At 69.5% G+C, this 13,284-nt stretch carries 12 protein-coding genes; all 12 read right to left on the bottom strand.

Annotation, left to right across the window (positions count from 1 at the left end; all coding sequences use genetic code 11):
• Nucleotides 1-7: 7 nt before the first annotated feature.
• Nucleotides 8-1,807, bottom strand: coding sequence for an ABC transporter ATP-binding protein (locus tag VKQ35_RS14590; protein ID WP_324362843.1), 1,800 nt, complete (start codon nucleotides 1,805-1,807; stop codon nucleotides 8-10).
• Nucleotides 1,804-3,594 (bottom strand): ABC transporter ATP-binding protein, encoded by a 1,791-nt coding sequence (locus tag VKQ35_RS14585; protein ID WP_324362841.1) that lies wholly within the window; start codon nucleotides 3,592-3,594, stop codon nucleotides 1,804-1,806. The genes VKQ35_RS14590 and VKQ35_RS14585 overlap by 4 nt, the downstream gene beginning before the upstream one ends.
• A 143-nt stretch (nucleotides 3,595-3,737) precedes the next feature.
• Nucleotides 3,738-5,144 (bottom strand): dihydrolipoyl dehydrogenase, encoded by a 1,407-nt coding sequence (lpdA, locus tag VKQ35_RS14580; protein WP_324362839.1) that lies wholly within the window; start codon nucleotides 5,142-5,144, stop codon nucleotides 3,738-3,740.
• Nucleotides 5,144-5,620 (bottom strand): glutathione peroxidase, encoded by a 477-nt coding sequence (locus VKQ35_RS14575; RefSeq protein WP_324362837.1) that lies wholly within the window; start codon nucleotides 5,618-5,620, stop codon nucleotides 5,144-5,146. The genes lpdA and VKQ35_RS14575 overlap by 1 nt, the downstream gene beginning before the upstream one ends.
• A gap of 7 nt (nucleotides 5,621-5,627) precedes the next feature.
• The gene (locus VKQ35_RS14570) at nucleotides 5,628-6,986 is read right to left on the bottom strand and encodes a pyruvate dehydrogenase complex dihydrolipoamide acetyltransferase (RefSeq protein ID WP_324362835.1); all 1,359 of its coding nucleotides are present in this window, start codon (nucleotides 6,984-6,986) and stop codon (nucleotides 5,628-5,630) included.
• A gap of 3 nt (nucleotides 6,987-6,989) precedes the next feature.
• On the bottom strand, nucleotides 6,990-7,382 hold the full coding sequence (locus tag VKQ35_RS14565; RefSeq protein ID WP_324362833.1) for an aldehyde-activating protein: 393 nt from the start codon (nucleotides 7,380-7,382) through the stop codon (nucleotides 6,990-6,992).
• 38 nt (nucleotides 7,383-7,420) lie between these two features.
• Nucleotides 7,421-7,858 (bottom strand): GFA family protein, encoded by a 438-nt coding sequence (locus VKQ35_RS14560; RefSeq protein ID WP_324362831.1) that lies wholly within the window; start codon nucleotides 7,856-7,858, stop codon nucleotides 7,421-7,423.
• The gene (locus VKQ35_RS14555; RefSeq protein ID WP_324362829.1) at nucleotides 7,855-9,255 is read right to left on the bottom strand and encodes a pyruvate dehydrogenase complex E1 component subunit beta; all 1,401 of its coding nucleotides are present in this window, start codon (nucleotides 9,253-9,255) and stop codon (nucleotides 7,855-7,857) included. Before VKQ35_RS14555 ends, VKQ35_RS14560 begins: the two co-directional genes overlap by 4 nt.
• Nucleotides 9,252-10,316, bottom strand: coding sequence for a pyruvate dehydrogenase (acetyl-transferring) E1 component subunit alpha (pdhA, locus tag VKQ35_RS14550; RefSeq protein WP_324362827.1), 1,065 nt, complete (start codon nucleotides 10,314-10,316; stop codon nucleotides 9,252-9,254). Before pdhA ends, VKQ35_RS14555 begins: the two co-directional genes overlap by 4 nt.
• A gap of 51 nt (nucleotides 10,317-10,367) precedes the next feature.
• Nucleotides 10,368-10,664 (bottom strand): FtsB family cell division protein, encoded by a 297-nt coding sequence (locus VKQ35_RS14545; RefSeq protein ID WP_324362825.1) that lies wholly within the window; start codon nucleotides 10,662-10,664, stop codon nucleotides 10,368-10,370.
• A 43-nt stretch (nucleotides 10,665-10,707) separates the two neighbouring features.
• Nucleotides 10,708-11,937 (bottom strand): MFS transporter, encoded by a 1,230-nt coding sequence (locus VKQ35_RS14540; protein WP_324362823.1) that lies wholly within the window; start codon nucleotides 11,935-11,937, stop codon nucleotides 10,708-10,710.
• Nucleotides 11,938-11,982: 45 nt separating this feature from the next.
• Nucleotides 11,983-13,263 carry a phosphopyruvate hydratase gene (eno, locus tag VKQ35_RS14535; protein ID WP_324362821.1) on the bottom strand — a complete coding sequence of 427 codons (1,281 nt, stop codon included), beginning with the start codon at nucleotides 13,261-13,263 and terminating at the stop codon, nucleotides 11,983-11,985.
• Nucleotides 13,264-13,284 lie beyond the last annotated feature (21 nt).

The raw sequence follows: 13,284 nt of genomic DNA, 5'->3' as shown, positions 1-13,284 counted from the left end.
GGCGGACCTAGCGGTAGGCGCTGGCCTGGATCTCGAACAGCTCGGCGTATTTGCCGCTGGCCCTCATCAACGCCTCGTGGCTGCCGAATTCGGCGATCCGGCCGGCGTCCAGCACCGCGATCGCGTCGGCCATGCGGACGGTCGAGAAGCGGTGCGAAATGAGCAGGGTCGCGCGGCCCGCCGACTGGCCCGATCGCGCCTCGGCCGCGAAGCGCTCGAAGAGGTCGTGCTCGGCGCTGGCGTCGAGCGCCGCGGCCGGCTCGTCGAACACCACCAGGAGCGGCGCGTCGCGCATCAGGGCGCGGCCCAGCGCCAGCTTCTGCCACTGGCCGCCGGAGAGGTCGATGCCGCCCCACTTCTTGCCCAGCATGACATCCAGCCCCTGGGCGTTCAGTCTGGCGAGGTCGGCGCCGCCCGCGCGGTCCATGGCGGCGGCGGCCCGCGCGCGGTCGCCCAGGTGCGGCAGGTCGCCCAGGCCGACGCTCTCGTGCATCGGGGTCTCGAAGTTGGTGAAGTCCTGGAAGGCGCCGCCGATCCGCCCGCGCCAGTCGGCCGGCGCGATGTCGGCGAGATCGGTGTCGTCGATCAGGATGCGACCCGCTGACGGGCGGTAGAACCCGCAGAGCAGCTTCACCAGCGTCGACTTGCCCGAGCCGTTTTCGCCGACCAGCGCGATCACCTTGCCGGCGGGGATCTCCAGGGTGACGTCGGCCAACACCGGCTTGTCGCGGTCCGGATAGGCGAAGGAGACGCTGTCCAGGGTGATGCCGCGGCGCAGGACGGCCGGACTGGGCGTCTCGCCGAGCGCCGCCTTCGCCGCGGCGTTGGAGAAGTCCTCCAGCCAGAGATAGCGCTCGGCCGTGGTGGACAACGACTGCAGGTACTGGGTCATCTGCAGGGCGGCGTTCATCTGCAGGATCAGGCCGGTGACCAGGGTCGCGGCCATGACCACGCCGCCCGGGCTGACGTGGCCCGCGGCCGCCTGCACGACGAGCCAGGCCACGGCGGCGATGCAGCCGACGGTGAAGATCGTGTCGCCGAGCGCCGACCAAAGCGCCCCGCCCCAGTTGGACCGGACATTCAGATGCCGCGTGGTCTCGCTGATGCGGCGGTAGCGTTGGGCCAGTTCCTCGCCGAGGCCGAAGATCCGCAGCTCCTTGCCCGCCACCGGCGAGGTGGCATGGTTGAAGATGTGACCCCGCAGCCGCATGGGCTCGGCGGTGGCCTCCTGGGCGCGCACGGTCAGGCGCCGTGCCTCCTGTCCCGCCAGGGCGCGAGGAATGGCGAACAGCGGCAGGAGCGCCAGCCACGGATCGACGCCGATCAGGATCACGAAGGTGCCGACCAGCGTGATGATCAGGCGGAAATTGACCGCCACGACCTGCAGGCCCTGGGCTAACTGCTGCCGGGAATTGCGGATCAGGCTGATCTTGTCGGCGTGGATCGGCCGGTCAGCGAACTCGATGGTCGGGATGCGCGCGGTCAGCCGCACCAGCTCGCCGTCCAGGTGGACCGTGATCGCCTCGACCATCCGCGGCGAGATCTGGCCATAGATCACGAAGCACAACGAGCCGGCGCCGCTGGTGGCGGCGAGCACCAGGGCGGCGGCCACCGCATGCTGCGGCGGGCCGCTGGAGACGGCCTGCACCACGCCCTTGATCTGGTAGGAACTGACCAGGGCAAAGGCCGCGCCCAGGAACTCGAACCCCATGGCGGTCGTGGCGCGTCCGGGCGCGGCGGCAAAGGCCAGCCGGGTGAAGGCGCCGGCGGCGCGGACCATCTCGCGCAGGGTTTTTAGGCCTTTCATGCCGGCGCCTCCGCCGCCTCGAGGAAGCGCTGCGACTGCAGGGTGAACATCTCGGCGTAGCGGCCGCCCCTGGCCATCAGCTCGTCATGGCTCCCCAGCTCCAGGACCGCGCCATCCTCCAGCACGCAGATCCGGTCGGCGCGGCGCACGGTCGAGAACCGGTGCGAGATCAGCAGCGTCGTGAGCCCGCGGGTCATGTCCAGGAAGCGGTCGTAGAGCTCGGCCTCAGCGCGGATGTCGAGGTTGGCGGTGGGCTCGTCGAGGATCAGCACCGTGGCGCCGGCCTCCACGGCGAAGAGGGCGCGGGCGAGACCGATCCTCTGCCACTCCCCGCCCGACAGGTCCGCGCCGCCGGTGAAATGGCGCGACAGCGGCGTGTCCCAGCCGGCCGGCAGCGCCTGGATGCGCTCCAGCACCCCGGCCTTGGCCGCGGCGCGCTCCAGGGCCGCCTGGTCGCCGGCCATGGCCAGGCCGCCGAAGCCGATGTTGTCGCGGGCCGGCAGGCCGTACTTCAGGAAGTCCTGGAAGATCGCCGCGATGCGCCGCTGCCAATCCTTCGGGTCGACGTCGCGCAGGTCGGCCCCATCCACCCGCACCGCGCCGCTGGTGGGGTCGTAGAGCCGGGCGAGCAGTTTGACGAGGGTGGTCTTGCCCGCGCCGTTCACGCCCACCAGCGCCATGGACTGGCCCGCCGGGATGGTCAGATCGAGGTCCTTCAGCACCGGCGTCGCGGCGCCGGCGTAGGTGAAGCTCACCTTGTCGAAACAGATGTCCCGCGCCGGCGCGTCCGCCGGCAGGGCCGCGAGCGGGGGTCCTTGCGGCGGAGCCGTAAGCCGTTCCAGTTCGAGGATCGCGGGGATCGAGGCCGCGCCATGGGCGATGATGGAGTCCGCCTGCCCGCTCTGGGCCAGCGCACCCAGTCCTGTCGCCGCCCGGAGATAGACCACCATCGCGCCCAGGCTGATCACGCCCGTCGCGGCGTCGTGGGCGAGCAGGACCAGCACCAGCCCGTTCGCCACGGTCACCAGTACGGTCCCGGCCAGGGTCAGCGGAAAGGCCCAACCCTCCGCGGTCTGGCGCTCGGCCAGGCCCGACTGCCACTCCGCGCGCAACCGCCCGACGATCCAGTCCCCGATGCCAAGCAGCCGCACATCCTTCGCCGAGCTCGCCGAAAGGGCCAGGTTGCGGAAATATTCGGCGCGCCGCACCGCGGTCGTTTGCCCGACCACGGCGCTGGTCATCCGGGTGAAGGTCCGCGCCCGGACCACGCCGAACACCAGCAGCACGCCGACCAACAGAACTGCGGCCCACCAGTGATAGCCGATGATCAGGGCGCCGGAGGCGAGCGCGCTGAGCGTGGTGGCGACCCGCACGCTGATCAGCTGGTTGAACGCCACGCCGGGCGTATAGCCGGCGACGCCGATGCCGCCGGTCTGGGAGATCAGGTTGGCGATGGCGGGGTCTTCCAGGTGCGCGATGCCCCAGGGCCGGTTGACCGCCGCCATGGTCCGCTGGCGCAGCCGGGAGTCCAGCCGCCACCCCATGGCGGTGACGATCGCGGCGCGGATCCGCGGCACGATCTGCAACAGCAGCATCAGTCCGCCCCAGGCCGCCAGCGTCTGCACCGTGCGGTGTCCCGCGGGCGAGCCGAACCCGGCATGGATCGTCGCCGGCAGCGACCCCACCAGGGCCCCCAGCGCCACGATCTCCAGCGCCGGCAGGCCCGCGCCGACGATCAGCAGGACTCCGGCGATCGGCGAGCGCCAGCCGCCGGCCGCGATCGCCATGCCGGCGCAACGGACGACAGACCCGTTCCAACCCTGGCGGAGCCGGTTCAGCGGAGATTTCAGAACGGCCCTCCCCGGCGCGCGAACTTGGGCTGCGAGCCTAGCTCGCGCCGGCCCGTCGCCGCAAACGCCCGGAACTCACATCAGATGTGCAGGACCATCCCGTAGGCGTCCAACGAGGCCTCGTGCATGGCCTCGCTCATGGTCGGGTGCGGGAAGACCGCGCCCTGCAGCTCGGCCTCGGTGGCCTCGCAGGTCATGGCGATGACGTAGCCCTGGATCATCTCGGTGACCTCGGCGCCGATCATGTGGGCGCCGATCAGGGCTCCGGTCTTGCCGTCGAACACCGTCTTCACGAAGCCGTCGAGTTCGCCGGACGCGATCGCCTTGCCGTTCACCCGGAACGGGAAGCGCCCGACCTTGGGGTCGAGCCCCTGTTCCTTGGCCTGGGCTTCGGTCAGGCCCACCGAAGCGATCTGCGGCGTCGAGTAGGTGCAGCCGGGGATCGGGCTCTCGATGTTGGTCGGCTTCAACCCCGCGATGTGCTCGACGCAGTGGACGCCCTCGTGGCTGGCCTTGTGGGCGAGCCAGGGCGGGCCGGCCACGTCGCCGATGGCGTAGAGGCCGGGCACGCCGGTCGCGCCATGCTTGTCGGTGACGATGTGGGTCTTCTCGACCTTCACGCCGAGCGCTTCCAGGCCCAGGTCCTCGACGTTGCCGACGATTCCGACCGCGACGATGGCCACGTCGGCCTCCAGGGTCTCGGTCTTGCCACCGGCCTCGATCTCGACGGCGACGCCGGACTTGGTCTTGGAGAGCTTCTTGACGTTGGCTGGAACCCGGAACTTCAGGCCGCGCTTCTCGAAGGCCTTGTGGGCGGCCTTGGAGACCTCCTCGTCCTCCACCGGCAGGATGCGCGGCAGGGCCTCGATCACCGTAACATCCGAGCCCAAGGCCCGGAAGAAGCTGGCGAATTCGATGCCGATGGCGCCGGAGCCGATGACGATCAGGCTCTTGGGCGCGGACTTGGGAACCAGGGCCTCGCGGTAGGTCCAGACCCGTTCGCCGTCCGGCTCCAGCCCGACGGCGGGAATCGTGCGGGCCCGCGCACCGGTGGCCAGGATGACGTTCTTGGCGGTCAGGGTCCGCGAGCCGCCGGCCTTCAAGGCGACGACGACGCTCGGCGCGGGGCTACCCTTGGCGAGCTTGGCGGTCCCCTCGACCACCTCGACCTTGTGCTTCTTCATCAGGAAGGCGACGCCGGCGTTGAGCTGGGCGCTGACCTTGCGCGAACGCTTCACGACCGCGTCGAAGTCGAAGCCGCGCTTTTCGATCTTCAGGCCGTAGTCGGCCAGGTGATCGAGCTGTTCGTAGACCTCGCCGGACTTCAAGAGCGCCTTGGTGGGGATGCAGCCCCAGTTCAGGCAGATGCCGCCCAGCAGCTCGCGCTCCACGATGGCCACCTTCATGCCGAGCTGGCTGGCGCGGATGGCGGTCACGTAGCCGCCGGGGCCCGAGCCGATGATGATCAGGTCGAAGCTGTCAGCCATTACAGCAGCGCCTCGATGGCGCCTTCCAGCGACTGCGGCGTGTCGGTCGGGGCGTAGCGGCCCACGACCTCGCCCTTCCGGTCGACCAGGAACTTGGTGAAGTTCCACTTGATCCCTTCGGAGCCCAGCAGACCCTTCCTGGCCTTCTTCAGATAGGCGTAGAGCGGGTGCGCGGTGGGGCCATTGACGTCGACCTTCCGCATCATCGGGAAGTCGACGTCGAAGGTCAGCGAGCAGAAGCTGGCGATCTCTTCGGCGTCGCCGGGCTCCTGCGCCCCGAACTGATTGCAGGGGAAACCCAGCACCACCAGCCCCCGATCCCTGTACTTGGTGTAGAGCGCCTCCAGGCCCGCGTACTGCGGGGTGAAGCCGCACTTGCTGGCCGTGTTGACGATCAGGACGACCTTGTCCTTCCACTGGGAAAGCGGCGCCGGCTGGCCGTCCAGGGTCTCGGCGGTGAAGTCGTAGATGCTCATCGCGCCCTCAAACAATCATCGTGATCGGGTCTTCGATCAGCGGCTTGAAGGCGGCGAGCCAGCGCGCGCCGATCGCCCCGTCGACCACGCGGTGATCGCAGGTGAGCGTGACGGTCATCACCGTGGCCACCGCCAGCTGGTCGCCGCGCACGATCGCCCGCTTCTCGCCCGCGCCCACCGACAGGATCGCGCCCTGCGGCTCGTTGATGATCGAGGCGAAGGACTTGATGCCGAACATCCCGAGGTTCGAGATCGAGAAGGTGCCGCCCTGGAACTCCTCGGGCTTCAGCTTCTTGGTCCGCGCGCGTTCGGCCAGGTCCTTGGCCTCGGCGGCGATCTGGGCCAGGCCCTTGGTCTCGGCGGCGCGGATGATCGGCGTGATCAGGCCGCCGGGCACGGCAACCGCCATGGCGATGTCGGCGTGGTGGTGCATGGCGATGCCGTCGGGCGTGTAGGAGGCGTTGGCCTCCTTGACCTGCATAAGGGCCACGGCGGCGGCCTTGATCACCATGTCGTTGACGCTGACCTTGCCGCCGGACTTCTCCAGCATGGTGTTGATCTTCGCCCGCGCCGCCAGCAGCGCATCGAGCTCGATGTCGACGGTCAGCGGGAAGTGCGGCACGTCGCGGAAGCTCTCGGTCATCCGCCGGGCGACGGTCTTGCGCATGCCGTCCAGCGGGATGAGGTCGTAGCTGCCGGCCGGGATGCCCTGCTGCTCCAGCGACTGGACCTGGCGGGGCGCTGCGGGCGCTGCTGACGGTTGGCCGCCGGGCGCTGCGGCCGGAGCCTTGGCCTGGCCGGGTTCGGCGTTCTCCACGTCAGCCTTCACGATCCGGCCGTGCGGGCCGGTGCCCTTCAGGCTCGAAAGGTCCAGGCCCTTTTGCTCAGCGATCCGCCGGGCCAGAGGCGAGGCGAAGATACGGCCGCCGTCAGTCTTGGAAGCCGGGGCTTGCGGTTTCGAAACCTCACCCGCCTGCGGGGGAGGTGTCACCGGAGGTGACGGAGGGGGCGTTGGGGCCGTGCTCTGAGCGGGCGGCAGCGCCCCCTCCACCGCTTCGCGGTCCCCCTCCCCCGAAGTCTTCGCTTCGGTGGAGGTTTTAGGCGCCGGCGCGGCGCTACCTGCGTCGTCGCCCGAGAGCCTGGCGATGGGCGCGTTGACCTTCACGCCTTCCGTCCCCTCCGGAACCAGAATCTCCTCGATCTGGCCCTCGTCGACGGCTTCGACCTCCATGGTGGCCTTGTCGGTCTCGATCTCGGCGATCACGTCGCCGGACTTCACCGTGTCGCCCTTCTTCACGTGCCATTTCGCGAGGGTGCCCTCCTCCATGGTGGGCGACAGGGCGGGCATGAGGATGTCGATCGGCATGCGTCAGGCGCTCGGCTGGGTTTCGACAAAGACCGCGGGCATCCAGCGGTCGGCCCGCCGCGCAACGCGCTCGCCGGGTGTCTCGTCATCGTAGATCATCGGCGTGGGCGTGCGGCCCTGGAAGCCCGGCAGGTCGACGCCGGCGACGTTCAGGACCGCGGTGAGCCGCCCTTCGGCCTCCATGGTCGCGGCGACATAGACCCCGCATTCCGCACAGAGCAGGAAGTCTGTAATCCCCAGGCCGAACCGATAGCGGTTGGCCGAGCCCGGCGCGGCCTCGATGTGCAGCAGGCCTTGCGGATCGCTGGTGGTCAGCGCCCCATGCCGGCGGCAGAAGCTGCATTGGCAGGCCCGCAGCGGCAGGTCTTCGGCCCGCAGCGCGGTCGTCAGTTCCACGCGGATAGCCCCGCAATGGCAGCGCCCGGCCAACTCCGTCATGCGGGCTCCTTGGAGAGATGGGCCAGGCCGTGGGCGTTGGCTTCCCAGTTCTGGCCGTCGAAGGCCTCGATCCGCAGATCCAGGCCTTCGGTCGTATCCAGACAGCGGGCGTTGACGCTCCAGCCGTCGGGGTTGGAGCGCGGCCGGTAGAAGCTCTTGATCCCGCAGTCGGCGCAGAACAGGTGCTTCGCCACCCGGGTGTTGAAGGTGTACTCGGCCAGCCGTTCCGCGCCCTTGGTGATCCGGAAGCGGCTCTCCGGCACGATGATATGCACGAAGCCGGTCTTGGCGCACATGGAGCAGTTGCAGCTTTGCGCCTCGACCACCTGCGGCAAGGCGGCTTCGAAGCGCACGCCGCCGCAATGGCAGCCGCCGGCGCGCCAGGTGAGCGGGCTTTCCCGGCCTTCGCCGGAAGACGAAAAGGAGGCGCTCATTTGTAGCTGACCGCCTTGGCCGCCTGCACGATCTTGTCGACCGAGGGCAGCGACAGCGCCTCCAGGTTGGCGGCGTAGGGCAGCGGCACGTCTTCCTGGTGAACGCGGGCCGGCGGGGCGTCGAGGTAGTCGAAGGCGAGCTCGGTGACCCTGGCGCAGACCTCGGCGCCGACGCCCATCGGGCCCCAGCCCTCCTCGACGGTCACCAGGCGGTTGGTCTTCTTGACGCTGTCGACCACGGTGTCGATGTCCATCGGGCGGATCGTGCGCAGGTCGACGACCTCGGCCTCGATGCCTTCTTTGGCCAGTTCCTCGGCGGCCTGCAGGCAGAAGCCGACCATCCGCGAATAGGAAACGAGCGTGACGCCGGCGCCTTCGCGCCTGACCTTGGCCTTGCCGATGGGAACCACCCAATCGACGCCCTCGGGCACGTCGAACTCGGTCCCGTAGAGCATCTCGTTTTCGAGGAAGACCACCGGGTTCGGGTCGCGGATCGCCGCCTTCAGCAGGCCCTTTGCGTCGGCCGCGTCGTAGGGGGCCAGCACCTTGAGGCCCGGCACGTGCCCGTACCAGCCCGCGTAGTCCTGGCTGTGCTGCGCCCCGACCCGGGCCGCCGCGCCATTGGGGCCGCGGAAGACGATGGAGGTCTTGATCTGGCCGCCGGACATATAGAGCGTCTTGGCCGCCGAATTGATAATGTGATCAATGGCCTGCATGGCGAAGTTGAAGGTCATGAATTCGACGATCGGCTTCAGGCCCGCCATGGCCGCGCCGACGCCCAGGCCCGCGAAGCCGTATTCGGTGATCGGGGTGTCGACCACGCGCTTGTCGCCGAACTCCTGCAACAGGTCGCGGCTGACCTTGTAGGCGCCCTGGTACTGGGCGACTTCCTCGCCCATCAGGAAGACGTCCGGATCGCGGCGCATCTCCTCGGCCATGGCGTCGCGCAGCGCGTCGCGCACCGTGACCTTCACCAGCTTCACGCCGTCCGGCAGGTCGGGGTCCTTCAGCGTGGTCGCCGGCGCCGCCGCAGCCGGGGCCGCCGCGCGCACGGGATCGCCCTTGGCTTCGGCGCGGGACGCCGGCTGCGGGTCCTCCATCGGCGCCTCGGCCTTGGGAGCTTCGGCCTTGGGCGCGGGCGGGGCGGACGCCGCGCCATCCTCGCCGGAGAGCCGCGCGATCGGCGTGTTGACCTTCACCTCCTCGGCGCCTTCCGCGACGAGCAGGGCCTCGACGGTTCCCTCGTCGACCGCCTCGACCTCCATGGTCGCCTTGTCGGTCTCGATCTCGGCGATCACGTCGCCGGAGCGCACCTTGTCGCCGACCTTCACGTGCCACTTGGCGAGCGTGCCCTCCTCCATGGTCGGGGAGAGCGCCGGCATCAGGACGTCGGTCATGCCGGGACCTCCGAGGGTTCCTGCACAATGTTGGTGTAGACGTCGGTGTAGAGTTCGGAGGGATCGGGCTCAGGGCTGGTGCGGGCGAACTCCGCGGCGTCGGCGACGATGCGCTTCACCTCGGCATCGATCGCCTTGAGCGTCGCCTCGTCGGCGAAGCCCTTCTTTTCCAGCAGCTCCTCGATGTGGTCGATCGGGTCGCGCGTCTTGCGGATCTCGTCGACCTCGTCGCGGGTGCGGTACTTGGCCGGATCGCTCATCGAGTGACCGCGGTAGCGGTAGGTCTTCATCTCCAGGATGTAGGGCCCCTTGCCGGAGCGGGCGTGCTCGGCGGCCTTCTCGGCGGCGGCCTTCACGGCCAGCACGTCCATGCCGTCGACCTCTTCGCCCGGGATGCGGAACGAGGTCCCGCGCTTGTAGAGATGGGTCTCCGACGACGAGCGGTCGATGGAGGTGCCCATGGCGTACTGGTTGTTCTCGATGATGTAGACCACCGGCAGGTCCCAGAGCTGGGCCATGTTGAAGCTCTCGTAGACCTGGCCCTGGTTCGCCGCGCCGTCGCCGAAGTAGGTGAAAGAAACCTTCTTGTCGTCGCGGTAGCGGTTGGCGAGCGCCAGGCCGGTGCCCAGGCTGACCTGCGCGCCGACGATGCCATGGCCGCCATAGAAGGCCGCCTTGGTCGAGAACATGTGCATCGAGCCGCCCTTGCCGTGCGACGACCCCGTGGCGCGGCCGGTCAGCTCGGCCATCACCTCCTTGGGGTCCATGCCGCAGGCCAGCATGTGGCCGTGCTCGCGGTAGCCGGTGATCACCTGGTCGCCGGGCTTCTGCGCCGCCTGCACGCCGACCGCGATGGCTTCCTGCCCGATGTAGAGGTGGCAGAAGCCGCCGATCAGCCCCATGCCGTAAAGCTGGCCCGCGCGCTCCTCGAAGCGGCGGATCAGCAGCATGTCGCGATAGTACTTCAGCAGTTCGTCTTTGCCGCCGCCGCCCGCAGCTTTGGGCGTATCGGCGCCGTTGGCTTTCCGCCGACCGGCCGCGCCGGTCTGCTCACGCGCCATGCGTATCTCCGTGATCCGTCGGTAAGTCCTCAAAGAACCCGCGAACGGGCCTCAAGGCTTCATGTGGATCACATAGTCCCTCGGATCGGCGAAGCCTAGCAGGGAGCGCGCCCTTTCCTCCAGGAGATCGGCGGAAAGGCTGGTGTCGCGCAAAAGCCGGGCGCGGGTCTCCAGGTCCTGGCGCTGGCGCTCCACCTGGGCGAGCTCGCGGGTCTTGGCGATCAGGGTCTCGTCACGCTGGTTGGAGCGCAGCAGGCCGCGGTCGCCGGAAAAGGCGTTCAGGGCGAAATAGACGATGAGCAGCACCAGCACCGCGGTCGGCAGATAGGGGCGGAGGCGAGCGAGCAAAGCGAATCCCTGCGACAGAGGAATAGCCATCGCCCGGACATGCTTAATGGGTCGCTAACACTTGCCCTTCGGGGGTGCGCCAGGTGAGCGCGGCGGCGCAGATTCCGGCGACGACGGCGATCGGCAGCAGGCCCATCAGCACCTGCGCCGAGTTGCCGCCGGAGGCGAGCAGGACCGCGGCGAAGGCCGGCCCGGTGATCGAGCCGACGCGGCCGACGCCGACAGCGGCGCCCAGGCCCGTGCCCCGGATCCTCTCCGCGTAGATCGAGCCGGCCACGCTGAACAGGATGACCTGCAAGGCGAGCAGCGAGGCGCCCAGCACCATCGCCAGCCCCGCCGTCGCCGGCCCGTGGATCGCGGCCAGCGACAGCAGGATGAGCGGCAGGGCGCTGACGCAGAGTACAACGGCGGGGCGGCGGGCCCGGGTGTCCAGCAGCCGGCCGACCAGCAGAGCGCCGGCCGAACCCGCGACATTGAAGCCGACCTGGGCCAGCGCCGCCTGGCTCTTGGTCAGCCCCTGGGCCACCAGCAGCAGCGGCAGCCAGTTCAGCATCAGGTGCAGGGTGAGCACCGCGAGGAAAAGGCCGATCCACAGGGTCGCGGTCTGAGCGAGCCGGCCGCCGAACAGTTCGCGAAGGTCGCGCATCGTGTCGCGGGACGCGGCGGCGGCCTGCGCTGGTTCGCGGCCCACGATGGACGGCATGAAGGCCGCCATGGCCGCGGCGGCGGCCAGCGGCGTGAGCCCGCCGACGATGAAGAGCTGACGCCAGTGATCGGCGGGCAGCACGACGGCGATCAGGCTGGCGATGGCGCCGCCCAACGGCATGCCGATGTAGCTCGTGCCGATGTCGCCGCCCCGCGGCGTCGCGCCCCGCGCGCCCGCCGCCGCGGCGATGAGGTTGGGCATGCAGCCGCCGAGCCCAAGCCCGGTCAGCAGGCGCACAGCCGTGAGCGTCTGCATGTCATGGACCAGCGTCGTCGAAAGCGAGAACAGGCCGAACACCGCCAGGGATGCGACCAGCACGGGCTTGCGCCCGATCCGGTCCGAGAGCCGCCCGCCGATCACCGCGCCGATCAGGAGGCCGATATTGGCGGCGCTGAAGAACCAGCCGAGCGCGCCGGGGCTGGGATGGAACTCACGGCCGATGCCGGCCGCCGAGACGCCGGCGATCTGGATATCGAAGCCTTCGCACAGCGCCGCGGCCAGGCACAGGGCGATGATCAGGCCCACCGGACGGGCCGCCTCGGGTCGTGGCAGGGCGGAGGCGGTCATCGGCGGCGAGCTTGGGTGGGGCTCAGGCGCCGGTCAAGGCCAAGCTCAGCCGTGCTTGATCGCCGCGCGCCCGGCGTAGACCGCCTGGTCGCCCAGTTCTTCCTCGATGCGCAGCAGCTGGTTGTATTTGGCCGTGCGGTCGGAGCGCGACAGCGAGCCGGTCTTGATCTGCCCGCAGTTGGTGGCGACGGCGAGGTCGGCGATGGTCGAATCCTCGGTCTCGCCGGAGCGGTGGCTCATCACCGCGGTGTAGGCGGCGCGGTGGGCCATATCGACCGCGTCCAGGGTCTCCGAGAGGGTGCCGATCTGGTTGACCTTCACCAGGATGGAGTTGGCCAGGCCCTTCTCGATGCCCATGGCCAGGCGCTTGGGGTTGGTCACGAAGACGTCGTCGCCGACCAGCTGGATCTTGCCGCCCAGCTTGTCGGTGAGCAGCTTCCAGCCGGCGAGGTCGTCCTCGGCGCAGCCGTCCTCGATGGTGACGATCGGGAACTTGGCCACCAGGCCCGCCAGGTAGTCGACCATGCCGGCCGGATCGAGCGTCTTGCCCTCGCCGGTCATGACGTATTTGCCGCCCTTGAAGAACTCGCTGGAGGCTGCGTCGAGGCCGAGCACGAAGTCCTTGCCGGGCTTGTAGCCGGCCCCCTCGCCCGCGCTCATGATGAAGGCCAAGGCCTCCTCCGCCGAGCTGAGGTTGGGGGCGAAACCTCCCTCGTCGCCGACGTTGGTGTTGTGGCCGGCGGCCTGCAGCTTGCCCTTCAGCGCGTGGAAGATCTCGGCGCCCATGCGCAGCGCCTCGGCGAAGGTGTCGGCCCCGGTCGGCAGGATCATGAACTCCTGGATGTCGATCGGATTGTCGGCGTGGGCGCCGCCGTTGATGATGTTCATCATCGGGGTCGGGAGCACGCGGGCCGAGACCCCGCCGACGTACTTGTAGAGCGGCAGCGCCGCCGAACCCGCCGCCGCCTTCGCCGCCGCCAGGCTGACGCCCAGGATGGCGTTGGCGCCTAGGCGCGACTTGTTCGGCGTGCCGTCGAGCTCGATCAGCATCCGGTCCAGGCGGCGTTGGTCTTCGGCGTCGGCGCCGGCCAGCGCGTCGTAGATCTCGCCGTTCACCGCGTCGACCGCCTGCAGCACGCCCTTGCCGCCGTAGCGCGTCTTGTCCCCGTCGCGCTTCTCCACCGCCTCGTGCGCCCCGGTCGAGGCGCCGGAGGGGACGGCCGCGCGGCCCATGGAGCCATCCTCCAGCACCACGTCGACCTCCACCGTCGGATTGCCGCGGCTGTCGAGGATCTCGCGGGCGGTGATGTCGACGATTTCGGTCATGGGGCTCTCCTGGCAAGGCCG

The organism is Phenylobacterium sp. (assembly GCF_035309685.1).
GTDB lineage: Bacteria > Pseudomonadota > Alphaproteobacteria > Caulobacterales > Caulobacteraceae > Phenylobacterium.
Note: the sequence above shows the minus strand (reverse complement) of the source record. Positions and strands in the feature narration are given on the sequence as shown.